This is a genomic window from Rhodobacter capsulatus, assembly GCF_003254295.1.
Lineage (GTDB): Bacteria > Pseudomonadota > Alphaproteobacteria > Rhodobacterales > Rhodobacteraceae > Rhodobacter > Rhodobacter capsulatus.
In genome coordinates, this window is the sequence record NZ_QKZO01000006.1 from 18,819 (window position 1) to 43,998 (window position 25,180).

Consider the following 25,180-nt stretch of genomic DNA (forward strand, 5'->3'; position numbering starts at 1 on the left):
CCGCCCCCCCCCCCCCCCCCCCGACAACCGACCATCGCAGCGGCCTGCGCCGCGCGGCGTCTCTTGGCACGGCCGCCCGGCGCTTGGCCCTTGTCGCCTCTCGCAGCGCGACCTAGATTGATCCCAGAACAAGGAGTTGCCCATGCCGATGGAAGCCAGTGACATCGAAGCCCTGATCCGCGCCGGGTTTCCCGATGCGAAGATCACCATCACCGACCTTGCCGGGGACGGCAACCATTGGGGGGCCGAGGTGATCGACGCCTCGTTCAAGGGGCTGAACCGGGTGCAGCAGCAACGCGCCGTCCTTGCCACGCTGAAAGGCGCGATGGACGGGCCGAATGCGCCGCTGCATGCCCTTGCCCTGACCACCAAGGCCGAATGAGCCGCGGTTCACGTTTCGCAGAAAGGACCCCTCCCATGACCGCACTCGACCAGATCAAGGCCGACATCGCCGGAAACGACGTCATCCTTTACATGAAGGGCACGAAGGACATGCCGCAATGCGGGTTTTCCAGCCGCGTCGCGGGCGTGCTGAACTACCTTGGCGTGACCTACAAGGACGTCAACGTGCTGGCCGATGCCGACGTGCGTCAGGGCATCAAGGAGTATTCCGACTGGCCGACGATCCCGCAGCTTTACGTCAAGGGCGACTTCGTCGGCGGCTGTGACATCGTCACCGAAATGATGCTCTCGGGCGAACTCGACAAGCTTTTCGACGACAAGGGCATCACCTATGACAAGGGCCGCGCCGACCAGATCCGCGCCGCCAACGCCTGAGACGCCGCCCCCGATCCCGAAAGCCCCGCCTCGGCGGGGCTTTTCATTTTTCGGAACATTCAGAGTCTTGCGAAAAACGGGTCGATATCCCAATAGGCCAGCAGATGGTCGGCCCGGTCGCAGTCCATGCCCAGAAGCTGCATCGCATGCACATCCATGCTGACCAGCGCCGCCAGCCGATAGCCCTGCATCGCCGCCTCGCGCGCGGGGCTGCCTTCCGCAAAGGAGCTTTCGATCGCAGAGGCCGCCGAGACCAGCGTGAAGCCCAGTTCCAGCGGCGGCTCCTCGGGCCAGCGATCGACCATGTCGCGCACCAGACCGCGCCAGGAGTCGTCCGCCCGCAGCAGCCGTTCGATGGCAAATGCCACCCGTTCCTCGATTCGCAACGCCAACATCGTCATGATCACCTCAAATGTCGCCAGAATGCGCAAAACGGCTCTTGCCGCAACGATTTCCCGCCGGTTTTGCGAAGTTTCGGCACGTCAGAGTGAATCAACGCCGAATTCTGCGCCTTTGCCGGTCATTGAAGCCCGGGTCGGCAACCGCTAGCCTGCAAGAACGCAACCACAGGCCCGCCATGACCGATCCCCAGCTTCGCAACCCCGGCTTCCCCCTTGACCGCAGCTGGTTCGAGGAGATCGCCGTCAACACCCCCGCCGCCGAAGCCCGCGCCGCGCATCTGGGGAGCAGCCGGTCGCTGAAGAGGCAATGGCAGGCGGCCTGGCTGGTGAATGCGGTCCGCTGCATGGATCTGACAACGCTTGCGGGCGACGATACCGAGGCACGGGTGGCGCGGCTTTGCGCCAAGGCGCGGGCGCCGCTGGCCGATCACATCCTGGCGGGGCTCGGGCTGGAACGTCTGAGCACGGGCGCCGTCTGTGTCTATCCGACGATGGTGGCGGCGGCGGTCAGGGCCTTGCGGGGCACGGATATTCGCGTGGCCTCGGTGGCGACGGGCTTTCCGGCCGGGCTGATGCCGCTGCCCCTGCGACTGGCCGAGATCCGTTACGCGGTCGAGGAAGGCGCGGCGGAAATCGACATCGTGATTTCGCGCGCGCTGGTGCTGCGGGGCGATTGGGCGCAGCTTCATGACGAGATCGCCGCGATGCGCGCGGCCTGCGGCGCGGCACATCTGAAGGCGATTCTGGCGACGGGCGATCTGCAGACGCTGTCGAATGTCTACAAGGCCGCGATGGTGGCGATGCAGGCGGGGGCGGATTTCATCAAGACTTCCACCGGCAAGGAGGCGGTGAACGCCACCCTGCCGGTGTCGTTGGTGATGGCGCGCGCGCTGCGCGACTTTGGCGCGCGGACCGGGGTGAAGATCGGCTTCAAGCCCGCGGGCGGGATGAAGACCGCCAGGGACGCGCTGAACTGGCAGATCCTGATGAGGGAGGAGCTGGGCACCGACTGGCTCCGGCCCGACCTGTTCCGTCTGGGCGCCTCCTCGATGCTGGGCGACATCGAACGCCAGCTCGAAACCCATGTCACCGGCCGCTATGCCGCCAGCCACCGCCACGCGCTTGCCTGAGGGAAAGATGCCTTCCGTGAAAGAGATCCTGACGACGATGGACTATGGCCCCGCCCCCGAAGCCTCGGGCGAGGTGAGGGGCTGGCTGCAGGCCCGCGGCCGCTTTGGCCATCTGATCGGCGGGGCGATGACGCCGCCCGGCACGGTCGTCGCGGTGCAAAACCCGGCTACGGGCGAGACCCTGGCCGAGGTGACACGGGGAAGCGAGGCCGAAGTGGGGGCCGCCGTTGCCGCCGCCCGCGCCGCCGCCCCCGGCTGGGCGGCGCTGTCGGGGCATGAGCGGGCGAAATGGCTTTATGCCATCGCCCGGACCCTGCAGAAACGCGAGGCGTTTTTTAGAATTCTGGAGGTTCTGGATACTGGAAAGCCGATCCGCGAGACCCGCGATTTCGACCTTCCGCTGGCGATCCGGCATGTCTACCACCACGCCGGCTGGGCGGAATTATGCGCTGACGAATTTCCCGGCCTTGTACCCCTGGGCACCGTCGCGGCGATCCTGCCCGCGCAGGCGCCCCTTCTGATGCTGGCCGCGAAGGTCGCCCCGGCGCTGGCCGCAGGCAATACCGTGGTGCTGAAACCGGCCGAGGCAACACCGCTCTCGGCGCTCGCCTTTGCCGAGATCTGCCTTGAAATCGGCCTGCCCGCGGGGGTTTTGAACATCGTCACCGGCGACGGGGCAACCGGCGCCGCCCTTGCGGCAAGCCCGGTCGACAAGATCACCTTCACCGGCACGACCGAGGTCGGCCGCACCCTGCGCGCCGCCACGGCGGGCACGGGCAAGGCGCTGACGCTGGAGCTGGGCGGCAAGTCGCCCGTCCTCGTCTTTGCCGATGCCGATCTGGATGCCGCCATCGAAGGCGTCGTCGCCGCGGCCTGGACCCATCAGGGGCAGATCTGTGCCACCGGACCGCGGATCTTCGTCGCCGAGGCCGTGGCCGAGACCTTCACCGCCCGCCTGCTGACCCGGCTGCAGAAACTGCGGCTTGGCGATCCGCTCGACAAATGCACCGATCTGGGGGCGGTCGTCTCGCCCGCGCGGCGGACGCATCTGCACGCGCTTGTGGCAAAGGGCGTCGCCGAGGGCGCGCGGCTGATCACGGCGGACATCCCCCTGCCCGCCCGCGGCACCTTCTGCGCCCCGGGCCTGCTGATCGACGCATCCCCCGCAAACCCCTGTGTGACCGAGGATCTCTTCGGCCCCATCGCCACGCTGACCAGCTTCCGCACCCCCGCGGAGGCGGTCGAACTGGCCAATTCGACGCGCTCTGGTCTGGCGGCCTCGGTCTGGACCGAAAACCTGACGCTGGCGCAGGATGTGGCGGCGAAACTGGCGACCGGGACGGTCTGGATCAACTGCCACGCCCTGATTGATGCCGCCGCGCCCTTTGGCGGCAGGCGTGACAGCGGCTTTGGCCGCAGCGGCGGGCGCGAGGGGCTGCGCGCCCAGCTCCGCCACCCCGCGACGACCCCGGTGCCAGAGGCCCCCGCCCCGGATTTCAACCCCGCGCCCTGCCCCGAAGCCGCCGCAGCGCAGCCGATCGACCGCACCGCGAAGCTTTACATCGGCGGCGCCCAGAAACGCCCCGAGGGCGGGCAAAGCTGGCGCGTCACGCATCAGGGCCGCGAGATCGGCCTTGCGCCCCTTGGCGGGCGCAAGGACATCCGCAACGCGGTCGAGGCGGCGCACAGGGCGGCGGGCTGGTCGAAGCTGACCGGGCATGTCCGCGCGCAGGTGCTTTACTTCCTGGCCGAGAACCTCGCGCTGCGCACCGCGGAATTCGAGACGCGTCTGGCCGAGACCGGCCATGATCCCTCCGAGGTCGGTCAGACGATCCGGCTGGCCTTCCGCGCCGCCGCGCTGGCCGACAAGATCGAAGGCGCGGTGATCCAGACGAAATCGCAGCTGCTGACCCTGACCCGGCCCGAGCCCTGGGGCGTTCTGGGCATCGCCTGCGCCAACCGCCAACCGCTGCTGGGGCTGGCCGCGCTGGTGCTGCCCGCGATCGCGGCGGGCAACCGCGTGGTGGCGATCCCGGCGATGGCGCAGCCGCTTGTGGCGGCCGATTTCGCGCAGGTGCTGGACACGTCGGACGTGCCGGGCGGCGTGGTGAACCTGATCTCGGGCCCGCGCGACGATCTGGCGAAGGTGCTGGCGGGCCATGACGATGTGGCGGCGCTCTGGTATGCGGGCAGCCCGGACGGCGCCGCAATGGTGGAACGCGAAAGTGCCGCCAGCCTGAAGGCGACCTGGTGCCCGACGCTGCGCGACTGGGCGGCGCAGGAGATGCGCGAAACCCTGGAACAGGCGACGCAGACGAAAACCATCTGGGTGCCCTACGGCTTCTGAACGGAAAAACCGCGCCCGGGACCCGGACGCGGTTTCCTGCCTCTTGCCCGAAACACCCCGGGATGAGATGGGGGGCAGCGCCCCGCCTTGATCACTTCTTCCCGGTCAGATCGTCGAACATGCCCCGGGCCTTGTCGACGCCCGATTCGGCGCGGTCGGTCACATCCTCGATCGCATCGGCGACATCGCCCAGCACCGGGTCGATCGCATTGCGGCGGAACTGGATCCACAGCGCCCGCACCGTCAGGATCGCCATCGTGAGCAGCGTGAGGAAGATGATGTTGAACCACGGAACGATCGAGACCTCGGGCCCGTCCACGGGCTTGATCGAGACCGCATTCGGGAAGATCGAGAACAGCTCGCTGCGCCAGCCGTAATAGGTCATCACCCCCCATTTCGGCGCCTCGCCCGTCGACTGCAGATCGGCGGCCCGGGTCGACAGGTTCGCGGTGTCGAATTTGAAATAGGGCGGCCAGCCCCAGCCCGTGTCCTCGTTGCGATAGACGACCGGCTTGCCCTCGGGCGTCACCGCCGAGATGAACTGCACGTCATAGCTCGTCTGCGTGCCGGACTTCACCTTCGGCCCCGACCAGAAGATGCTGGTCCAGCCGCTCGGATCCTGCCGTTCCTGATAGATATTGACCACCCGCACGACTTCGTGCCGGGGCAGGGTGTAGTGCAGGAAGCTGCCGAAGATCACCGCGATCAGCAGCCAGAAAGTCCATTTGACGTATCCCATGCGCACCTCTCAGTTGGCGAAAAAGACGAGTGACCCGACGATCGCGAAGGGCAGCAGCATCACCAGACGCAACATGCGCTGCGGCAGGCTGTTTTCCCATGCGGCCATTCCGCTCTTTAGATAGGCATCGAAATCCAACGCATCACCCGCGCCCTCGTTCCATGCCGCCTCGAGCGCTTCACGTTTTCGCGACGCCATCGACAATCGCAACACCCAATACCCCGAAATCGCCATAACGGCGAGCAACACCAGCAATCTGCCAAATCCGATCATTCTTCGTCCCCGACCAGTCCGAACATGTGACAGGACCGCGGACAAGACACCACGTTCCCGAACAGCCCGACCCGTCCGGCATGCGCACTGCCTGCGCCCAAATGCGAACCGAGATCCGCTTCGACCCTTTGGTCAGGAAAACTCACAAATCCGTCAGCGACCAGATGCAGCGATGCCGCAGGGGGAAAATCCGCCCGCGAGTTGCGCGATCCACACGACGGACGGGGGCGCTGCCCCCTCGGCCTGCGGCCTCACCCCCGGGATATTTGCCCAAGGTGAAATGCGCCCCTGTATCTTGCCGCAAATATCCCGGGGGTGCATTTCGGCGCAGCCGAAAGAGGAGGCCGCGCCTCCCGCCCGGGCCGCCTCAATCGAGGCGGAACACCTTGTCGCGCGCGGTCTCGCCCCGGATCAGGGTCAGCCGCGATTTCGCCACGCCAAGGCTTTTCGCCAGCAGTTTCAGCACCGCCGCATTGGCCTTGCCGCCCTCGGGCACGACCGTCACATAGGCGCGCAGGCCATCTTCCGCCACGACGATCTCGTTGCGCGAGGCCTTGGGGGTCACGCGCAGCGCGATTTCGGCGCCCGGTTGCGCAAGATGGCTCAGATCATCCCTCATGCCCCCTTCTACCGCGCCCGGCCCGCCGGGCAAGGCCCGTCCTTGCAATCCTAGACGCGACCGCCGATATCTTGCGCAGACAGGAGATGCGCGATGGAGATTCCCCCCGGCACCGTCAACCCCGCCCGGCGCGACGCCGCGGCCCTCACCTTCCTTGCCAGCCGCCGCTCGCGGCCGCCGAAGCTGCTCGCCGCCCCGGCGCCCGACCGCGCCGCGCTGCGCGAGATCCTGACCATCGCCGCGCGCGTGCCCGATCACGGCAAGCTGGAACCCTGGCGCTTTGTCGTTCTGGAAAAGCCGGCGCTTGAACGGCTGGCGGACGAGGCCGCGGTTTTTGCCGCCACCCATCTTCTGCCCGAGGAGATCGCCGCCAAGGGCGTGTCGCAATTCGCGCAAAGCCCGCTTTGCGTCGCGCTGATCGCCGTGCCCCGGCCCACCGAGAAAGTGCCCGCGATCGAGCAGACCCTGTCGGTCGGCGCCGCGGGGATGCAGCTTCTGAATGCCGCGCTGGCGGCGGGCTGGGGGGCTTCCTGGCTGACCGGCTGGGTGGCGCATGATCTGCGCTTTGCCGCCCCGGCATTGGGTCTGGCCGAGGGCGAATGGGTCGCGGGGCTGATCCATATCGGCACCGAGACGGCGCCGCCGCCCGAACGCCCCCGCCCCGATCTGGACACTCTCCTCACATGGGTGAACGCATGATCTTCGACATCTTCCTGCGCGGCTGGGCCGATCTGGCCCGCCCCGGCGCATTGAAAGTTCTTCTCAAGGGCATCGGCCTTGCCATCCTTCTGCTGCTCGTCGTCTGGTTCGGCCTCTTCGAATTGATCGGCTGGTTCGTCCCCGACACGATCACCCTGCCCTTCTTCGGCGAAATCGGCTGGATCGACCCGGCGCTGTCGATCGCCTCGATCGGGGTGATGCTGATCGCCTCGGTCTTCCTGATGGTGCCGGTGGCCTCGATCTTCACCGGCTTCTTCCTCGACGAGGTGGCCGAGCTGGTCGAGCGCCATCATTACCCCGGCCTGCCGCCGGTGCGCCGCCTGAGCCTGTCGGAAACGCTGGGCGACAGTCTGCGGTTTTTCGGCGTCGTGCTGGGGGCGAACCTTGTGGCGCTGATCGTCTATCTGTTTGTCGGGCCCTTCGCGCCTGTCGTCTTCTTCGCGCTGAACGGCTATCTGCTTGGCCGCGAATATTTCCAGATGGCGGCGGTGCGGCGCATGAGCCGGGCCGAGGCGAAGGCGCTTTATGCGGACAACAAGGGCACGATCTGGGCCTCGGGGGCGCTGATGGCGCTGCCGCTGACGGTGCCGGTGCTGAACCTGGCCGTGCCGGTGGTGGGCGCTGCGGCCTTCACCCATCTGTTTCACCGGCTGGCGCAGCGATAACCGCGCCAGCCGAAAGCCTTACACCTGTTCCAGCTCGATCAGGCAGCCGTTGAAATCCTTCGGATGCAGGAAGAGCACGGGCTTGCCATGCGCGCCGATCTTCGGCTCGCCGGTGCCCAGCACCCGGGCGCCCTCGGCCTTGAGCTTGTCGCGCGCGGCAAGGATATCCTCGACCTCGAAGCACATGTGATGGATCCCGCCCGAGGGATTCTTGTCCAGAAAGCCCTGAATCGGGCTGTTTTCACCAAGAGGGTAAAGAAGCTCGATCTTCGTGTTGGGCAGTTCGATGAAGACCACGGTCACGCCGTGGTCGGGCTCGTCCTGCGGCGGATTCACTTTTGCGCCAAGCGTGTTGGCATATTGCGCCGACGCCGCCGCAAGATCCGGCACGGCGATGGCGACATGGTTCAGACGTCCGATCATGGTGGGCCTCCCTTTGCTTTTCCCCGCATAGGGGGGCGAAAACCGCGATGCAAGCGCGGCTTTCGCTGTTTGCGTTAACCCCACGTTAGGCAAATGCATCGTTAACTCATGGAACCGCAATTCCTCTGCCAGGGTGGCGCCATGACCGACGATCTGAACTCTTTCCTTGCCTGCCGACCCGCCACCGCGGAACGCCCGTTGCTGGGCTTGACCCTGCTTCTGGTCGAAGACAGCCGCTTCGCCTCGGAGGCCGTGCGGCTTTTGTGCCTGCGTTCGGGGGCGCGGATCCGCCGGGCGGATTGCCTGCGCTCGGCGCATCGGCATCTGGCCACCTACCGCCCGAACGTGGTGGTGGTGGACATGGGCCTGCCCGACGGCTCGGGCGCCGATCTGATCCGCCATATCAAGGCGGGCGGTCCCGGCAGCCCCGCGGTGATCGGGCTTTCGGGCGATCCCGGCATGATGGCCGACGCGATGGCGGCGGGGGCGGATGCCTTCATGGAAAAACCGCTCGATTCGCTGGTGGCCTTCCAGGCCCGGGTGCTGTCGGTCCTGCCGCCCGACGTTCGCCCGGCCGGGGTGCGGCCGATGAATGACGACAAGGTCTCGCCCGATCCGCTGGCGCTGCGCGACGATCTGAACCATGTGGCCGAGGTTCTGGCCGCCGGTCCCGATGGCGCAGTGCTGGGCTATGTGGCGCAATTCCTCGCCGGGGTGGCACGCTCGGCGCATGACGGCGATCTTGAATCGGCGGCCACCGCTTTGGGCGGCAAGACCGCGCCGACCCCTGCGGCGATCTCGCGGCTGACCGGGATCGTGCAGGCCCGCCTTGCCGCAGCTTCGGGGTTCTGAGACCCCGCGCCCCGGGGTGATCTGGACAAGAGCGTATTTGGACCAAGAAAAAACCCGCGGCTTTTCCTGGCTCAAATACGCAAAGCCTTACTGCCCAGCCAGCACCGGATCCGAGGTGACGCGCACCAGCCGCGTCAAGTCGGAGAGGCGCTCGATCTGATGCCCCTTGGCATCGAAATTCGAAGGCGACAGCCAGGCCTCATAGGCCTCCTGCAGGCCCGGCCAATCCTTGTCGGTGGCGGCAAACCAGGCGGTGTCGCGGTTGCGCCCCTTGACGATCGCCGCTTGTCGAAAGATGCCCTCATAGCTCAGCCCCAGCCGTTCGGCGGCCCGGCGCGACGGGATGTTGAGCGCGTCGCATTTCCATTCGAACCGCCGATAGCCCGCCCGGAAGGCCCAGGACATCATCAGGATCATCGCCTCGGTCGCCGCGGTCGAGCGTGAGAGCCTGCGCGACAGGTTGATGTGCCCCAGCTCGATCACCCCCATGTCTGGCGTGATTCGCAGATAGGACATCACCCCGGAGGCCAGCCCCGTCTCTTTCTCCACCACCGCATAGAACAGCGGATCGTGCGAGGCCGCCATGTCGCCGACCCAGCGGATATAGCCCGCCTCGGAGGGGAAAGGCCCATAGGGCAGGTAATCCCAGATCGCGTCGTCTTCACTGTTGGCCCGAAACAGCGCATCGGCGTGGCGTTCCTCCAGCCGCTCCAGGCGGCAGGCCCGGCCGTCGATCACCTTGGCATCGGGAAACCGCGGCGCCGCCCAGCCGGTCACCGCCTCACCAAATCGTTTCATCTTCACCCTCCCGTTTCGGATCAGGCTAACCGCCCGGGCGCGAGGGCGCAATTGCCGTGCAAAGGCGCCAATCTTTCCCGATTCCCGCCGCAATCCGGCGGGATCCTGCGAGGTGATCCCCTGCCAGAGGTCCGCGATGAAAGCCAAAGCCCTGCATTATCTGACCGACAAGCGCCTGATCGACGCGGCGCATTGGACCAGCTTCAGCCTTGGCGCGGCAAGTCTGGCGGTCGCCGTGGGCGGCACCGCCTGGACCGCCTTCTTCGCCTGAGTCACGCCAGAAAACGCGGGTCGGCCCCCATCTCGAGCCCCGGAAAGATCGCGCGTTCCAGCGCGTCGCGCGGCGTGCCGAAAAGCCCCGCCAGCGCCCAGGCGGCATAGGCGCGGCTGTCGGCCGTCGGCATAAGGTCGCGCCCGGCATACAGATCGGCCTCGGCCAGACCCGGCCAGCGGCCATAGACCTTGCCGCCCTTCAGCGCGCCCCCCGCCATCACCATCGCGCCGCCGGTGCCGTGATCGGTTCCCGCACTGCCGTTTTGTCGCGCCGTGCGGCCGAATTCCGTCATCGCCAGCACCAGCGTTTCCCCCCAGACCGGGCCCAGCTCCGTCTTCAGCGTCGTCAGCGCCGCCGCCAGCTGCTCGGCCGGACGGCGCAACGCATTGGCCTGACTGCGATGCGTGTCCCAGCCGGTCAGCGAAAAGGCGGCGATCCGCGCCGCGCCGCGCAGCCGTTCCGCGGCAAAGGCCGCCAGAGGATCGCGGCCGGGCACTTTCACCCCCTCGGGTTTTGCCGGGCGCCGCCGCGGCGCGGGGGCAGAATCGTCCCCGTCCATCTGCGCCTCGGGCGCGGTCATCCGCAGCGCATCTTCCGCGGCATCGCGAAACAGCGGGTCGTCGTGATAGATCGATTCGAGCAGCCGCCGCCCCTGCGACGACAGGCCCAGCCAGGCCTCAGGCGTCCAGGACATCGTCGGCGCCGCCCCGGACAAGATGCGCAACTCCTCCTCGCCGACCGAATAGGCGGTCTCGGCCGTGGCCCCGGGCAGGGTCTGCAGCAGCCGGTTCAGCCAGCCGTCGCGGATCCGCGACACCGGCACATCCATGCCGGTCCCGGCTTCCAGCATGTCCTGACCGTCGAAATGGCTGCGCTTGTCGCGATAGGGGGTGGAGACGGCCTGGGCGAAGCCCAGCTCGCCCGCCGCCCACATCGGCATCAGCTTCGGCACCAGCAGCGGATGCAGCCCGAAGAACCCGTCCAGATCCGCCGCCCCCGCCGCAGGACCGATGGCGAAACCGGGGCGCAGCTGCGCCAGCATCGGATCGCCATGGGGCTGCACGATATCCAGCCCGTCCATGCCGCCGCGCAGGATGATCACAACGAGCCGCCGATCCCCCGGCACGGCGGCAAAGGTGACCGCGTTCATCAGCGGATGCGCCGCCGCCGAACACCCGGCCAGGAGCGCGCCTTTCAACAAGAAACGCCGTGTCAGCATCGGTTCATCTCCTTGTGAATTCGACGGAAGCCAGCACCAGCGCCACCGCTTCGGCCCGGGTTTCCGCCCGCGGCACCGCCTGCGCCAGCGCGGGCGACAGCCGCGGCCCCAGCGCCGCTTCGGCAAAGGCCGTCGGATCCGCAAGCCGCAGCCCCAGCAGGGTCTGCACCCGCATCGCCCAGTTGATCCGCGCCGCCAGCTGCTGCGCCGAGATCCATTCGGCCTCCGCCTCGGGCCAGCCATCGGGACCGTCGGTGACCAGCCAGGATTGCCCCATCGCCCGCATCGGCGCGAGCGCCAGGGCGCGGATCATGCGCTCGTCCCAGGCCATCACCGCCGCCCCGTCCAGACCCAGCGCCCGCAAGCCGGTGGCGACATGATCAAAGGGCTGGCGGACCTTGGCGAATTGCGGCCGCAGTGCCGCCGGATGCGTCAGCAGCACCCGATAGACCGGCATCAATTCGCCCCCGGCCGCGGCATAGGCCTCGGCCATCGCGTTCACCAGCGCCGGATCGGGATCGGGGGCGACGAAATGCACCGCCAGTTTCCAGGCCAGATGCCGCGCGGTGTCGGGGTGCAGCGCCAACGCATCCAGCACGGCGTGAATGTCTTCCAGCCGCGCCGGATCGCCACCGTAGCTTTTTCCCAGAACCGTTTCGGCCCCCGGCTCGGCCAGATTCGGCGCAAAGGTGAAATCCTCGCCCGAATCCGCCTGCATCCCGGTGAACAGCTCGGCCAGCTGCCGCACATCCGCCTGGCTGTAGCGGCCGCCCACGCCCAGCGTGTGCAGCTCCATCACCTCGCGGGCCAGGTTCTCGTTCAGCCCGCGCCCGGGACGCTTTTGCGCGCGCCGCGAATTCGGACCGATCGAAAAGGTCTGATCCAGATAGATCAGCATCATCGGATGGGTTTCGGCCACCCGCAGCAAGGTCTTGAAATTGCCGGTGATATGGGGCCGCAGCGCCTCGCCGTGGGCGCAGGACAGACCGACATCCTGCCGCCGCTTCGCCAGAACGGTGAAATGGTCGCGCCAGAACGCCCAGAGTCTTTCGCGAAAGCCGTCCGGCGCCTCGACCGCGCGGGCCAGCGACAGCTGCAGATTGTCGCGCAAGAGCCCCGCCATGTGCTGCTTTTTCGCGGTCAGCGCCGCTTCGGCGGCCTCGGCCTCGGCCGGGCTGGCGTTTCGGGTCGCCTTGCGCGCCTCCTGAAAGGCCCGGCCTTCGGCCAGCGCCTGTTCGGTGGTCATCCCCGGCCAGCGGGCGGCCAGATCATCGGGGCCGGCAAGCGTCGCCAGCATCGTCTCGGCATCGGCGGGACCGGGGGCGGGACCGGGCTTGCCCGGCGCGGGGCCGAAACCGAAGCGCACCTGCGCCAGTTGCGAAAACTCCATCCTGCCCTCCCGCCCAGACGTCCGCGAGAGAGGATACGCAGAAACGAAAGGATGCCGTCGTCACCTTCGGCATCCTTCCGCTCACGCTTGCGTGAAGATCACGCCTCTTTCGGCAGCACCCGCAGCCGCAATTCGCGCAGCTGTTCGTTCATCGGCTCCGAAGGCGCGCCCATCATCAGGTCTTCGGCGCGCTGGTTCATCGGGAACATGATGACTTCGCGGATGTTCGCGGTATCGGCGAGAAGCATCACGATCCGGTCGATGCCCGCCGCGCAGCCGCCGTGGGGCGGGGCGCCATAGCGGAAGGCCTTGACCATGCCGCCGAAGCGTTTCTCGACCTCTTCCTTCGGGTAGCCCGCCAGCTCGAAGGCCTTGAACATGATGTCCGGGCGGTGGTTGCGGATGCCGCCCGAGACCAGCTCATAGCCGTTGCAGGCGAGGTCATATTGATAGGCATAGACCTTGAGCGGGTCGCCCATCAGCGCCTCGAGCCCGCCTTGCGGCATCGAGAACGGGTTGTGGGAGAAGTCGATCTTGCCTTCGTCAGTCTTCTCGTACATCGGGAAATCGACGATCCAGGCAAAGCGGAACGTGTCGGTCTCGGTCAGGCCCAGCTCGCGGCCGATTTCGTTCCGGGCCTTGCCCGCGACGGATTCGAACTGCTCGGCCTTGCCGCCCAGGAAGAAGACGGCATCGCCTTCGTTCAGCGAAAGCTGCGTGCGGATCGCTTCGGTGCGCTCGGCGCCCAACGCCTTGGCGATCGGACCGGCGGCTTCCATCGACCCGTCTTCGGCCTTGCGCCAGAATATATAGCCCATGCCCGGCAGACCGTTCGCCTGCGCGAAAGCGTTCATCCGGTCGCAGAACTTGCGCGAACCGCCGGTGGGCGCGGGGATCGCCCGAACCTCGGTACCGTCGTTTTCCAGAAGTTTCGCGAAAATCGCAAAGCCGGAATCTTTGAAGTGTTCCGACACATCCGCCATCTTGATCGGGTTGCGCAGGTCGGGCTTGTCCGAGCCATACCACAGCAGCGCGTCGCGATAGGCGATCAGCGGCCAGTTCGGATCGACCTTTTTGCCTTTTCCGAATTCCTCGAAAAGACCCTGAATGACCGGCTGCACCGCGGCGAAGACGTCTTCCTGCTTCACGAAGCTCATCTCGATGTCGAGCTGATAGAAGTCGGTCGGGCTACGGTCGGCGCGCGGGTCTTCGTCACGGAAGCAGGGCGCGATCTGGAAGTAGCGGTCAAAGCCCGCCACCATGATCAGCTGCTTGAACTGCTGCGGCGCCTGCGGCAGGGCATAGAACTTGCCCGGATGCAGCCGCGAGGGCACCAGGAAGTCGCGCGCCCCTTCGGGCGAAGATGCGGTGATGATCGGCGTCTGGAATTCGGTGAAGCCGCGGTCCCACATCCGGTTGCGAAGCGACCGCACCACATTCGAGCGCAGCATCATGTTCTGATGCAGGCTGTCGCGGCGCAGATCGAGGAAGCGATAGGTCAGCCGGGTTTCTTCCGGGTATTCCGGCTCGCCAAAGACCTGCACCGGCAGATCGCCCTCGACCGGGCCCAGAACTTCGATCTCTTTGGCGTAAACTTCGATCTCGCCGGTCGGGATCTTGGCGTTGATCAGGCTGGCGTCGCGCAGCTTCACCTTGCCGTCGATGCGGATCACCCATTCGGCGCGGACCTTTTCCAGCGCCGCAAAGGCCGGGCTGTCGCCGTCGCACAGGATCTGCGTGATGCCGTAATGGTCGCGCAGGTCGAGGAACAGGACACCGCCGTGATCTCGCACCCGATGCACCCAGCCGGACAGACGAACTTCCTCACCCGCATTCGCGGCGCTGAGGGCGGCGCAGGTATGGCTGCGATAGGCGTGCATCACTCTCCCCTTTCCCGGGCTTGTCGTATCGACGCCCGATCAACCGCGAAGGCCGGGCAAAGTCAAGCCACCCCGCCCGCGGCCGCGGTCAAATCCGTCTGCCGCGCATGGAATGACGCTTGCGCCGCGCCGTGACCTGACTATAACCCCCATCAATTTGCGCACCGGACCCCCACGGCCCGGTGCCTCTTGCCGCGCCATGCCATGAAGGGGTCCCCCATGCCGAAGAGAACCGACATCCAGTCCATCCTCATCATCGGCGCGGGCCCCATCATCATCGGGCAGGCCTGCGAATTCGACTATTCCGGCGCCCAGGCCTGCAAGGCTTTGCGCGAGGAAGGCTACCGGGTCATTCTGGTGAACTCGAACCCCGCGACGATCATGACCGACCCGGAAATGGCCGATGCGACCTATATCGAGCCGATCACCCCCGAGGTCGTGGCGAAGATCATCGAAAAGGAACGCCCCGACGCGCTGTTGCCGACGATGGGCGGGCAGACCGGCCTCAATACCTCGCTGGCGCTCGCCGACATGGGCGTGCTGGAGAAATTCGGCGTCGAGCTGATCGGCGCCAACCGTCAGGCCATCGAAATGGCCGAAGACCGCAAGCTTTTCCGCGAGGCGATGGACCGGATCGGGCTGGAAAACCCGAAAGCCACGATCATCGCCGCGCCGAAGCTGGAAAACGGCAAATACGACATTTCCGCGGGCGTGCGGCAGGCGCTGATCGATCTGGAACATATCGGCCTGCCGGCGATCATCCGTCCGGCCTTCACCCTTGGCGGCACCGGCGGCGGCGTCGCCTACAACCGCGACGACTACGAGGCCATCGTGCGCTCGGGCCTCGATGCCTCGCCGGTGGCGCAGGTGCTGATTGATGAATCGCTTCTGGGCTGGAAAGAATACGAGATGGAGGTGGTGCGCGACAAAGCCGACAACGCCATCATCGTCTGCTCCATCGAAAACATCGACCCGATGGGCGTGCATACGGGCGATTCCATCACCGTCGCCCCGGCGCTGACGCTGACCGACAAGGAATACCAGATCATGCGCAACGGCTCGATTGCCGTGCTGCGCGAGATCGGCGTCGAGACCGGCGGCTCGAACGTGCAATGGGCGATCAACCCGGCCGACGGCCGCATGGTGGTGATCGAGATGAACCCGCGGGTGTCGCGCTCGTCCGCGCTGGCGTCGAAAGCCACCGGCTTCCCGATCGCGAAGATCGCGGCGAAACTGGCCGTGGGCTACACGCTCGATGAACTCGACAACGACATCACCAAGGTCACGCCGGCGTCGTTCGAACCTACCATCGATTATGTCGTGACGAAGATCCCGCGCTTCGCGTTCGAGAAATTCCCCGGCTCGAAAGCCGAGCTGACCACCGCGATGAAATCGGTGGGCGAAGCGATGGCGATTGGCCGGACCTTCCACGAATCGGTGCAAAAGGCGCTGGCCTCGATGGAAACCGGCCTGACCGGCTTTGACGAAATCGCCATCGAGGGCGCACCCGACAAGGCCGCGGTGATCAAGGCGATTTCCCGCCAGACCCCGGACCGGATGCGGCTGATTGCACAGGCGATGCGCCACGGGCTGACCGACGCCGAAATCGTCACCGCCACGGCCTTCGATCCGTGGTTCCTCGCCCGCATCCGCGAGATCGTCGAGGCCGAGGCCGCGATCCGCAAGAACGGCCTGCCGCTTGATGAAAAGGGCCTGCGCAAGCTGAAGATGATGGGCTTCACCGATGCGCGTCTGGCGAAGCTGACCGGCCGCGACGAGGGCCAGGTCCGCCGCGCGCGGCGCAATCTGGGCGTCACCGCCGTCTTCAAGCGCATCGACACCTGCGCCGCCGAATTCGAGGCGCAGACCCCCTACATGTATTCGACCTACGAAGTCCCGGCGATGGGCGATGTCGAATGCGAGGCCCGGCCCAGCGACCGCAAGAAGGTCGTCATCCTCGGCGGCGGCCCGAACCGGATCGGTCAGGGGATCGAGTTCGACTATTGCTGCTGCCATGCCTGCTTCGCGCTGACGAAGGCGGGTTATGAAACCATCATGATCAACTGCAACCCGGAAACGGTGTCGACCGATTATGACACCTCGGACCGGCTCTATTTCGAGCCGCTGACGCTGGAACATGTGCTGGAAATCCTGCGCGTCGAGCAGGACAACGGCACGTTGCACGGGGTGATCGTGCAATTCGGCGGCCAGACGCCCTTGAAACTGGCCAATGCTTTGGAAGCCGAAGGCATCCCGATCCTGGGCACCACCCCCGACGCCATCGACCTGGCCGAAGACCGCGAGCGCTTCCAGCACCTGCTCAACGATCTGGAGCTGAAGCAGCCGGTCAACGGCATCGCCGCGACCGAGGCGCAAGCCTTTGAAATCGCGGGCCGTGTCGGCTATCCGCTGGTCATTCGCCCGTCCTATGTTCTGGGCGGGCGCGCGATGGAAATCGTCCGCGACACCGAGCATCTGAAACGCTACATCACCACCGCCGTCACCGTCTCGGGCGACAGCCCGGTGCTGCTCGACAGCTATCTTTCGGGCGCGATCGAGGTGGATGTCGATGCGCTTTCGGACGGCAAGACCGTCCATGTCGCCGGGATCATGCAGCATATCGAGGAAGCGGGCGTCCATTCGGGCGACAGTGCCTGCTCGCTGCCGCCCTATTCGCTCTCGGCCGAGACCGTGGCGGAGCTGAAGGCGCAGACCGAGAAGATGGCTTTGGCGCTGGGCGTCGTCGGGTTGATGAACGTGCAATTCGCGATCAAGGACGGGGTGATCTATGTGCTGGAGGTCAACCCGCGCGCCAGCCGCACCGTGCCTTTCGTGGCGAAGGCCACCGATTCGGCCATTGCCTCGATCGCGGCGCGGCTGATGGCGGGCGAGCCGATGGCGAACTTCCCGCAGCGCGCCGCCTATCCCGAAGGCGTGGGACCGGAGACCCCCCTGCCCTTCGCCGATCCGATGACGCTGGCCGATCCGAACACGCCGTGGTTCTCGGTCAAGGAAGCCGTGCTGCCCTTCGCCCGCTTCCCGGGCGTCGATACGCTTCTGGGGCCGGAAATGCGCTCGACCGGCGAGGTCATGGGCTGGGACCGCAACTTCCCGCGCGCCTTCCTCAAGGCGCAGATGGGCGCGGGCACGCATCTGCCGGAAACCGGCCGGGTGTTCCTGTCGATCAAGGATGCCGACAAGTCGGACGATCTGGCCGCAGCCGCGCGCGATCTGATCGCGATGGGCTTTACGCTGGTTGCCACCCGCGGCACGGGGGCATGGCTGAAGGAAAAGGGCGTCGAGGCCGAAGCGGTGAACAAGGTCTACGAGGGCCGTCCGAACATCGTCGATCGCCTCAAGAACGGCGATATCGCGCTGGTCTTCAACACCACCGATGGCAACCAATCGGTATCGGACAGCCGCGAAATCCGCGCCGTCGCGCTTTATGACAAGATCCCCTATTTCACCACCGCCGCCGCCTCCATCGCCGCCGTCGCCGCGATGAAGAGCCGCGCCGAGGGCGAAATCTCGGTCCGGCCGCTGCAGGCGTGACCTATCCATATTTTAACGAGAAGAATAAGGCGCCCCAACGGGCGCCTTATTGATTTGATCGCGATTTGTTCGCGGCAAAGCAAGTTATCCACATGAACAAATGAGAGAATTTCTTGAAATCATGTATAATATCAGTTGATATCCACAATATATTGGCCTAGAATCAACATAGACGCGGCTTGGTGCGAAACGCGCCATATATGGTTCCGACTGGACTCGCTCGCGGATTCCCCTTATCGTTAACAGTGTCGGGCAGCCTGCCTGATTCTGTGATATCGAAATCGTGGGAGGTTGCCCCTAAGCAGGACCGTGAATCAAAAAGACCGACCATAGGGTCGGCCTTCTCGAAAACAAAAGCGGACGAAACCGCCATGAGTCTCTGGTTGCGCTTTGTTTCTAAGCCTTCGTCCGCTCCAATGCAATCAATTCCTCAAGCTAAGGAGCGAGGAAAATGGCGAACTATTATCTCAACACGAACCAGCAGCCCAATGGGGACTATGAGGTTCATACTGGCAGCTGTCTGTGGCTCCCTGCTCAAAGCAATCGGGAGTATTTGGGGGACTTCTCTCACTGCAGTTATGCGATATCCGAGGCCAAGCGGCGTCATCCGAGCTGGAATCGCATCAATGGCTGCAAACATTGCTGCCCCGGCTGTCATGTGAGCTGAGAGGACCGCAATGGCGACCAATCCCCCGAAAGGTGACAATCACCGTAACGGTGCCGTCAAGGATCGTTCTCAAACCCAGACTCCTTCTGGACACTGGGTCAAGCGCGACACCGAAACCGGCCGGTTCCTGGACGTCAAAACCTCTGACAAGACGCCTTTCAAGGGCGTCCGCAAGGAGAAGTGATCCCTCGCGGCGCGTCACAAGCGCGCCGCATTTTCTCAAAGGAACGGCACCAACGGCACGCTGTCGCCGCAAGCCGCCAGAGCCAGCAGAAGTCCAAGCATCCAAACCTGTTTCATCGCGCCCTCCTTGGCTGTCCTCAGCCTAAGCCCGGGGCAAGCCGCGATGCAATCTCCCTTTTCAACCGGCCTGCCCGCCACTAACCTGCCGCCATGCAGACCGATTTCCTCATTCTTGGCGGCGGCATCGCGGGGCTTTCCGCGGCCGCCCATCTCGCGCCTCTCGGCAGCCTGACCCTGCTCGAGGCCGAGGCCGATCTGGCCTATCACGCCTCGGGGCGCTCGGCCGCGCTTTATGAACCGCGCTATGGCAATCCGGTCGTGGTGGCGCTCTCGCTCGCCTCGCAGGGCTTTTACGAAGGCTCCGGGCTGCTGACCCCGCGCGGGCTGATGGTGGTGGATGATGCCGCGCATGAGGCCCGGTTTCGCGACCATCTTCAGCATTTTCAACTGGATGCGCTGACAATCCCCGCGGCGCAGGCGCTCTGGCCGATCCTGAACCCCGCGACGGTGGCCTTTGCGGGCTATGCCGACCGGGCGAAGGACATCGACACCGACGCGCTTTTGGCCCGCTACACCCGCGAGGCCAAGGCGGCCGGGGCGACGATCCGCACCCGGTCCCGCGCCACCCGGATCACCCGCCTGCCCGCGGGCTGGGAGGTCGAGGCCGGGGGCGTCGTCTTCACCGCAAAGATCGTGATCAATGCCGCGGGCGCCTGGGCCGATCAGCTCGCCGCGCTGGCCGGGGTGAAGACCCTCGGCATCACGCCGCTGCGCCGCTCGATGGCGCGCATCCCCGCCCCCGAGGGACTGGATGTCCGCAGCTGGCCGATGGTGATCGGCGGGGGCGAGGACTGGTACATGAAGCCCGACGCCGGGGCACTGATCGTCTCGCCCGCCGACGAGGACCCGGTGGAGCCGCAGGACGCCTGGGCCGATGACATGGTTCTGGCCGAGGGGCTGGCGCGCTATGAGGAGGCGGTGACCGCCCCGGTGACCCGGCTTCTGGCGAATTGGGCCGGGCTGCGCAGCTTTGCGCCGGACCGTGCGCCGGTGATCGGCTTTGACACCGCCGCGCCCGGCTTTTTCTGGCTTGCCGGTCAGGGCGGCTACGGCTTCCAGCTGGCGCCTGCGGCGGCCGAGCTGGTCGCAGATCTGATCGCGGGCCGCCAACCCGCGCTTGACCGCGCGCTTCTGTCCGCGCTCGCCCCGTCGCGTTTCGATTGACATTCCAAACTATGAATATATCTAGGTCTCAAATAAGGAGGCCCAGATGAGCTACAAGACGAAGATCGAAACGATGCGCGGCGAGCTGCGGGTGATGCGCAAAGTCATCCCCGAGGCGATGCGCGGCTTTGGCGAGATGGAAAAGGCCATCACCGAGAACGGGGTGATGGACAAGCGGCAAAAGGAATGGATCGCGCTGGCCATGGGCATCGCGCAGCGCTGCGAACCCTGCATCGGCTTTCACATCGGCGCGATGATGCGCGCGGGCGGCACCCGCGAAGAGCTGGCCGACATCTGCGCGGTGGCGATCCAGATGGGCGGCGGCCCGGCGATGATGTATGCGGCGCATGCCCTTGCCTGCTGGGACGAACTCGCCGCCGAGCAACCGGGCCCCACCACCGCCTGAGCGTCGCAAATTTCCGCCAGCCCGGCCACGCCCCCGTGACAGCGGGGGCGTTTTGCGTCACCCTTGGGGCAAATCAGACCAGCACGGGCAGAGGCAGGCATGCGGATTTCCACGATCCTTTTCACCACGGCGCTTTGCGCGCTGGTTCTTGGCTGTGGCGGCCGACCGGATTCCGGCCCGGTGAAGGGGCGGCTCGAGACCCCCGGCAGGCTTGATCCCGCCGATCACCGCGCCCCGGGCCTGCCTGCGGGCTTCGGCGACACCGATCCGCATGAATGGCAGGGCATCACGCCTGCGCATTATGCGGTGCACGGGCTTGACGCCGCGCGCTATCAGGGCGCGATCGACTGGGCGGCGGCGCGGCGGGCGGGGGTGTCCTTTGCCTGGCTCAAGGCGACCGAGGGCGGCGACCGCGTCGATCCGGGCTTCGATCTGAACGCCAGCGCGGCGCGGGCGGCGGGGGTGCCGGTCGGCGGCTATCACTTCTTCTATTTCTGCCGCCCGGCCTCGGAACAGGCGGCCTGGTTCATCCGCAACATTCCGAAACGGCAGGGCGATCTGCCGCCGGTGCTCGACATCGAATGGAACCCCGATTCGCCCAGCTGCAAGGCCCGCCCCGATGCCGCCACGGTGCGATCGGAAATGCGGACCTTCCTGAGCCTGCTGGAACGCCATTACGGCACCCGGCCCGTCGTCTATACCACACCGGATTTCTACAAGGACAACGATCTGGGCAGCTTGTCTGGGGTGGATTTCTGGCTGCGCGCGGTGACGGCGCATCCCTCCGAACGCTACCCGGGCGAGCGCTGGACCTTCTGGCAATATACCGGCACCGGCGTCGTGCCCGGCGTCGGCGGCATCGTCGACATCAACGCCTTTGCGGGCTCGCGCGGGGCCTGGGAAAGCTGGCTCGCCGCCCGCACCCAGCGCTGAAGCGAAAAAGGGGGCGCTGCCCCCCGTCCCTGCGGGACTCCCCCCGGGATATTTGGCCCAAGGTGAAACGCACCGGGCTTTTTCTTGGCCCAAATACGCCCTTGCGACGGTAGCCCCGACGCGAAAGGGCCGGGGTTTCCCCCGGCCCGCCTGTTTCAGCCATCCTTGCGGATGCGGGCGTTCGTCGGATCATGCGGGCTGTCCTCGGTGACGACCGCATCCCATTCCTTCAACTGGATCTTCACCTTCAGCTTCGTGCCGACCTCGGCCAGATCGGGGCGGACATAGCCCATGCCGATCTGCTTGCCGAAGGCCACCGACCAGCCGCCCGAGGTCAGACGACCGACTTTTTCGCCGTTGTGGATCAGCGCTTCCTTGCCCCAAGGGTCGGAGTCCGACGGCCCGTCGATCAGCAGCGTCACGCATTTCGCGCGAATGCCGGTCGAAAGCATCGCCTGCTTGCCGCGGAACTCCTTGGACAGGTCGATGAAGCGATCCAGCCCGGCTTCCATCGGCGTCGCATCCCGGCCCAATTCGTTGCCGAAGGCGCGGTAGCTCTTCTCCTGCCGCAGCCAGTTCTGCGCCCGGGCGCCGACCGGTTTCAGCCCGTGTTTCGGCCCGACCGACCAGATCAGATCCCAGAGGTAGCGGCCGAATTCGATCGGGTAATGCAGTTCCCAGCCAAGTTCGCCCGTATAGGCGACGCGGATCGCGCGGACCGGGCACATGCCCAGTTCGATGGTGCGACAGCTGAGCCAGGGGAAGCGCTTGTTGCCCAGAACGGTGTCCGGCGCCGCATCCTTGACGATCTCGGACAGGATCGCGCGGGCATTCGGACCCGCCAGCGCATAGACGCCCCATTGCGTGGTGACATCGTGGATGTCGATATGACCACCGCCCGAAGCCATGAAGTCATCGGCAGATTTCTGCAGGAAGTCATAATCATAGGCCGTCCAGGCCCCGGCCGAGATCAGGTAGTATTCATTCTCGGCCAGACGAACGATCGTATATTCCGTCCGCGTCGTGCCCGCATCGGTCAGCGCATAGGTCAGGTTGATGCGCCCCACCGCGGGCAGCTTGTTGCAGGTGAAATGGTCGAGGAAGGCCGTCGCGCCGGGGCCACGCAGCAGATGCTTGGTGAAGGCCGAGGCGTCGATGATCCCCGCGGTGTCGCGGATCGCTTGCGCTTCCGCGACCGCATGGGGCCACCAGGCGCCGCGGCGGAAGCTGCGGGAATTGTGATCGAAATCCGGGGCCGCATCGAGCGGGCCATAGTAGTTCGGCCGCTCCCAGCCGTTCACCTGCCCCATCTGCGCGCCAAGCGCGAGCTGCCGGTCATAGGCGGGCGCGGTGCGCAGCGGGCGGCAGGCTTCGCGTTCTTCATCCGGGTGATGCAGGATGAAGACGTGATCGTAGCATTCCTCGTTCTTGCGCGCGGCATATTCGGTGGTCATCCAGCTGCCGTAACGCTTGGGATCAAGGCTGGCCATGTCGATCTCGGCCTCGCCCTCGACCATCATCTGCGCCAGATAATAGCCGGTGCCGCCCGCCGCCGTGATGCCGAAACTGAAGCCTTCCGCCAGCCACATGTTGCGCAGACCGGGCGCGGGGCCGACCAGCGGGTTGCCATCGGGCGTGTAGCAGATCGGGCCGTTGAAATCGTCTTTCAGACCCACGGTTTCCGAGGACGGCAGCCGGTGGATCATCGACATGTATTCCGCCTCGATCCGTTCCAGATCAAGCGGGAAAAGATCGGCGCGGAAGGTCTCCGGCACGTCATAGAGGAACCGGGCCGGGGCGCCCTTTTCATAGGGGCCCAAAATCCAGCCGCCGCGTTCCTCGCGCACATACCATTTCGCATCGGCATCGCGCAGCACCGGATGTTCCGGGTTCGACTTGCGCCATTCCTGCAGCATCGGATCGGGCTCGGTGACGATGAACTGGTGCTCGACCGGAATCGCCGGGATCTTGATGCCCAGAAGCCGGGCGGTGCGCTGCGCGTGGTTGCCCGTCGCGGTGACGACATGTTCGGCATGCACCTCGATCAGCTCGCCCGAGCCAACCAGGTTGCCGCCCTTTTCGACCATCTTTTCCAGCGTCACGATCCATTCGGAGCCGGTCCATTTGTAGCCGTTCACCTGCAGCTTGCGGACAATGTCCACGCCGCGCTGCCGGGCGCCCTTGGCCATCGCCTGGGTCACGTCGGCCGGGTTGATGTAGCCGTCCTGCGGGTGGAACAGCGCCCCCTTCAGGTCGTCGGTGCGCACCAGCGGCCAGCGTTCGGCAATCTGCGCGGGCGTCAGGAATTCGTGATAGACGCCCGCGGTCTCGGCCACGCTCGAATAGAGCATGTATTCGTCCATCCGCTCCTGCGTCTGCGCCATGCGCAGGTTGCCGCAGACCGAAAAGCCCGCGTTCAGGCCCGTCTCGGCCTCCAGCTGCTTGTAAAGATCAACCGAATATTTGTGGATATGCGTCGTCGCATAGCTCATGTTGAAAAGCGGCAGCAGACCGGCCGCATGCCAGGTCGAGCCCGAGGTCAGCTCGTCCCGCTCGACAAGCATCGTCTCCCAGCCCGCCTTGGCCAGGTGATAGGCAATCGAACAGCCAACGGCACCGCCGCCGACGACAAGGGCTTTGACATGGGTCTTCATCGGACACTCCTGAAGCGTTTCCCCCGTTGTCGCAGGTTGGCGAAGCTTCGGGCAAGCGTCGCCGACATTTGATGGCAAAAAACGACATGCCCCCCTCGCGCTGCCGCAAGTTTACCATTTGGTGAGCTTTTCCATGATCTGCGACGCCTTCGGGTGTAAGGTTGCACGGAATTTGTGGTCCGAGGCTGTCATGTCGCTTGTTGCTTCCGTCTCTGCCGTCTCTCCTGTCACTGCCGTCTCGGGCGGGTCTTCCCGCGCGGCCGCGTCGCAACCCGCCGCCAGCAGCGGCGGCACCAGCGCGGTCCCCGCAGCCGCGGGCGGCAGCAGCGCCCCTTCCCGCAAGCTGATGGGCCAGGTCATCGAGGCCTCGCTGGCGGGCCCGGTGACACGAGCCAAAAGCCAGGACACGACCCCGCAAAGCGGGCTGCGCGACGTCTCGAAAGAGGCGCGGCAGATGCCTGAAAACCCCGCCTCCGACCGGATGAAGCGCGAAATCGCCAGCACCGAGACCCAGCCCGCGGGGGCCGTCTATTCCGTCAAGAAGATCGCGGCGGAAGCGGCCAGCGAAATGAAGGTCCGCGAGCCGACGCCGGTCGAGGTGCTCAAGGAGCAGCAGGCGGGCGGCAAGCCCGGCGGCAGCGTCGAAGAGATGAACGCGCTGATCGAACAGACCTCGCCGCTGGCGCAAAAGGTCGATCTGTCGCAGACCCGTGTCGACATCAGCAAGCAGGATGACGCCCTGCGGCAGATGAGCGAGCAGGCTCTGGCCGAGGGGCGCGCCCGCCGCGGCACCAGCCTGATCGACAAGCCCTCAGCGCAGGAACAGATGCAAAGCCAGCAGAAAGCCGCGCAGGCGCGCGAGGGCGCCTACTCGACGATGTCGCTGACCGCCGTCAGCCCCGACCGCCAGAATGGCCGCGCCGTCCGGCTGACGATGTGACCGCGACCAGCCGCCCGCGATGCGACAGCAGCATGTGAAAAGGGCGGCCCCGCG

Annotated in this window: 25 protein-coding genes; 14 read left to right on the forward strand and 11 right to left on the reverse strand. The window is 65.9% G+C overall.

Features of this window, described 5'->3' with window-relative positions; all coding sequences use genetic code 11:
• The first annotated feature begins 142 nt into the window (after nucleotides 1-142).
• Both LY44_RS09805 and grxD read left to right on the forward strand, forming a co-directional pair.
• Nucleotides 143-382 (forward strand): BolA/IbaG family iron-sulfur metabolism protein, encoded by a 240-nt coding sequence (locus LY44_RS09805; RefSeq protein ID WP_055211571.1) that lies wholly within the window; start codon nucleotides 143-145, stop codon nucleotides 380-382.
• Nucleotides 383-417: 35 nt separating this feature from the next.
• Nucleotides 418-777, forward strand: a complete 360-nt coding sequence (gene grxD / locus LY44_RS09810; protein ID WP_055211573.1) for a Grx4 family monothiol glutaredoxin — start codon at nucleotides 418-420, stop codon at nucleotides 775-777.
• A gap of 59 nt (nucleotides 778-836) precedes the next feature.
• Here the strand turns inward: grxD and LY44_RS09815 are convergent, their stop codons facing one another.
• Nucleotides 837-1,178, reverse strand: coding sequence for a hypothetical protein (locus LY44_RS09815; protein ID WP_139182385.1), 342 nt, complete (start codon nucleotides 1,176-1,178; stop codon nucleotides 837-839).
• A 176-nt stretch (nucleotides 1,179-1,354) separates the two neighbouring features.
• Between LY44_RS09815 and deoC the strand changes: the two genes are divergently transcribed.
• Both deoC and LY44_RS09825 read left to right on the forward strand, forming a co-directional pair.
• Nucleotides 1,355-2,308, forward strand: a complete 954-nt coding sequence (gene deoC / locus LY44_RS09820) for a deoxyribose-phosphate aldolase (protein ID WP_055211577.1) — start codon at nucleotides 1,355-1,357, stop codon at nucleotides 2,306-2,308.
• 7 nt (nucleotides 2,309-2,315) lie between these two features.
• Nucleotides 2,316-4,655, forward strand: a complete 2,340-nt coding sequence (locus LY44_RS09825; protein ID WP_055211579.1) for an aldehyde dehydrogenase family protein — start codon at nucleotides 2,316-2,318, stop codon at nucleotides 4,653-4,655.
• 91 nt (nucleotides 4,656-4,746) lie between these two features.
• On the opposite strand, the gene LY44_RS09830 is transcribed toward LY44_RS09825, so the two are convergent.
• The 3 genes from LY44_RS09830 to LY44_RS09840 all read right to left on the reverse strand — a co-directional run bounded on the left by LY44_RS09830 (nucleotide 4,747) and on the right by LY44_RS09840 (nucleotide 6,286).
• Complete coding sequence (locus LY44_RS09830; RefSeq protein ID WP_055211581.1) at nucleotides 4,747-5,394, reverse strand: DUF1523 family protein; 648 nt, start codon at nucleotides 5,392-5,394, stop codon at nucleotides 4,747-4,749.
• 9 nt (nucleotides 5,395-5,403) lie between these two features.
• A complete protein-coding gene (locus LY44_RS09835; RefSeq protein WP_055211583.1) occupies nucleotides 5,404-5,667 on the reverse strand; it encodes a hypothetical protein in 264 nt (87 codons plus the stop codon).
• Nucleotides 5,668-6,034: 367 nt separating this feature from the next.
• A complete protein-coding gene (locus LY44_RS09840; protein ID WP_055211585.1) occupies nucleotides 6,035-6,286 on the reverse strand; it encodes a DUF167 domain-containing protein in 252 nt (83 codons plus the stop codon).
• 93 nt (nucleotides 6,287-6,379) lie between these two features.
• Here LY44_RS09840 and LY44_RS09845 point away from each other — a divergent pair, with 93 nt between their 5' ends.
• Nucleotides 6,380-6,985 carry a nitroreductase family protein gene (locus LY44_RS09845; RefSeq protein WP_055211587.1) on the forward strand — a complete coding sequence of 202 codons (606 nt, stop codon included), beginning with the start codon at nucleotides 6,380-6,382 and terminating at the stop codon, nucleotides 6,983-6,985.
• Nucleotides 6,982-7,671 carry an EI24 domain-containing protein gene (locus LY44_RS09850; RefSeq protein WP_055211589.1) on the forward strand — a complete coding sequence of 230 codons (690 nt, stop codon included), beginning with the start codon at nucleotides 6,982-6,984 and terminating at the stop codon, nucleotides 7,669-7,671. The genes LY44_RS09845 and LY44_RS09850 overlap by 4 nt, the downstream gene beginning before the upstream one ends.
• Before the next feature lie 18 nt (nucleotides 7,672-7,689).
• Here the strand turns inward: LY44_RS09850 and mce are convergent, their stop codons facing one another.
• Entirely contained in the window at nucleotides 7,690-8,094 is a 405-nt protein-coding gene (gene mce, locus LY44_RS09855) for a methylmalonyl-CoA epimerase (protein WP_013066282.1), read from the reverse strand.
• Between the two features lie 141 nt (nucleotides 8,095-8,235).
• Between mce and LY44_RS09860 the strand changes: the two genes are divergently transcribed.
• A complete protein-coding gene (locus LY44_RS09860) occupies nucleotides 8,236-8,946 on the forward strand; it encodes a response regulator (protein ID WP_055211591.1) in 711 nt (236 codons plus the stop codon).
• Nucleotides 8,947-9,033: 87 nt separating this feature from the next.
• Here LY44_RS09860 and LY44_RS09865 read toward each other — a convergent pair whose 3' ends face one another.
• Entirely contained in the window at nucleotides 9,034-9,744 is a 711-nt protein-coding gene (locus tag LY44_RS09865) for a GNAT family N-acetyltransferase (RefSeq protein WP_055211593.1), read from the reverse strand.
• Nucleotides 9,745-9,880: 136 nt separating this feature from the next.
• On the opposite strand from LY44_RS09865, the gene LY44_RS18440 reads away from it, so the two are divergent.
• Nucleotides 9,881-10,015, forward strand: a complete 135-nt coding sequence (locus tag LY44_RS18440) for a hypothetical protein (protein ID WP_262985705.1) — start codon at nucleotides 9,881-9,883, stop codon at nucleotides 10,013-10,015.
• 1 nt (nucleotide 10,016) lies between these two features.
• Here LY44_RS18440 and LY44_RS09870 read toward each other — a convergent pair whose 3' ends face one another.
• The 3 genes from LY44_RS09870 to aspS all read right to left on the reverse strand — a co-directional run bounded on the left by LY44_RS09870 (nucleotide 10,017) and on the right by aspS (nucleotide 14,507).
• Nucleotides 10,017-11,237 (reverse strand): DUF1501 domain-containing protein, encoded by a 1,221-nt coding sequence (locus LY44_RS09870; protein ID WP_055211595.1) that lies wholly within the window; start codon nucleotides 11,235-11,237, stop codon nucleotides 10,017-10,019.
• 4 nt (nucleotides 11,238-11,241) lie between these two features.
• Nucleotides 11,242-12,627, reverse strand: coding sequence for a DUF1800 domain-containing protein (locus LY44_RS09875; protein ID WP_055211597.1), 1,386 nt, complete (start codon nucleotides 12,625-12,627; stop codon nucleotides 11,242-11,244).
• A 98-nt stretch (nucleotides 12,628-12,725) separates the two neighbouring features.
• On the reverse strand, nucleotides 12,726-14,507 hold the full coding sequence (gene aspS, locus LY44_RS09880) for an aspartate--tRNA ligase (protein ID WP_055211988.1): 1,782 nt from the start codon (nucleotides 14,505-14,507) through the stop codon (nucleotides 12,726-12,728).
• 219 nt (nucleotides 14,508-14,726) lie between these two features.
• On the opposite strand from aspS, the gene carB reads away from it, so the two are divergent.
• From carB to LY44_RS09905, 5 genes are all read left to right on the forward strand, one after another.
• Nucleotides 14,727-18,059 (forward strand): carbamoyl-phosphate synthase large subunit, encoded by a 3,333-nt coding sequence (gene carB, locus LY44_RS09885; protein WP_055211599.1) that lies wholly within the window; start codon nucleotides 14,727-14,729, stop codon nucleotides 18,057-18,059.
• Between the two features lie 677 nt (nucleotides 18,060-18,736).
• Complete coding sequence (locus LY44_RS17940) at nucleotides 18,737-18,910, forward strand: hypothetical protein (RefSeq protein ID WP_162838695.1); 174 nt, start codon at nucleotides 18,737-18,739, stop codon at nucleotides 18,908-18,910.
• 209 nt (nucleotides 18,911-19,119) lie between these two features.
• Nucleotides 19,120-20,193, forward strand: coding sequence for an NAD(P)/FAD-dependent oxidoreductase (locus LY44_RS09895; RefSeq protein WP_055211601.1), 1,074 nt, complete (start codon nucleotides 19,120-19,122; stop codon nucleotides 20,191-20,193).
• A 46-nt stretch (nucleotides 20,194-20,239) separates the two neighbouring features.
• The gene (locus tag LY44_RS09900) at nucleotides 20,240-20,599 is read left to right on the forward strand and encodes a carboxymuconolactone decarboxylase family protein (protein ID WP_055211603.1); all 360 of its coding nucleotides are present in this window, start codon (nucleotides 20,240-20,242) and stop codon (nucleotides 20,597-20,599) included.
• A gap of 99 nt (nucleotides 20,600-20,698) precedes the next feature.
• Nucleotides 20,699-21,532 carry a glycoside hydrolase family 25 protein gene (locus LY44_RS09905; protein WP_055211605.1) on the forward strand — a complete coding sequence of 278 codons (834 nt, stop codon included), beginning with the start codon at nucleotides 20,699-20,701 and terminating at the stop codon, nucleotides 21,530-21,532.
• Between the two features lie 155 nt (nucleotides 21,533-21,687).
• On the opposite strand, the gene LY44_RS09910 is transcribed toward LY44_RS09905, so the two are convergent.
• Both LY44_RS09910 and LY44_RS17655 read right to left on the reverse strand, forming a co-directional pair.
• The gene (locus LY44_RS09910) at nucleotides 21,688-24,186 is read right to left on the reverse strand and encodes a GcvT family protein (protein WP_055211607.1); all 2,499 of its coding nucleotides are present in this window, start codon (nucleotides 24,184-24,186) and stop codon (nucleotides 21,688-21,690) included.
• A 111-nt stretch (nucleotides 24,187-24,297) separates the two neighbouring features.
• Entirely contained in the window at nucleotides 24,298-24,546 is a 249-nt protein-coding gene (locus LY44_RS17655) for a hypothetical protein (protein WP_146707226.1), read from the reverse strand.
• Here LY44_RS17655 and LY44_RS09915 point away from each other — a divergent pair.
• Nucleotides 24,533-25,126, forward strand: coding sequence for a hypothetical protein (locus tag LY44_RS09915; protein WP_055211609.1), 594 nt, complete (start codon nucleotides 24,533-24,535; stop codon nucleotides 25,124-25,126). The genes LY44_RS17655 and LY44_RS09915 overlap by 14 nt on opposite strands.
• Nucleotides 25,127-25,180 lie beyond the last annotated feature (54 nt).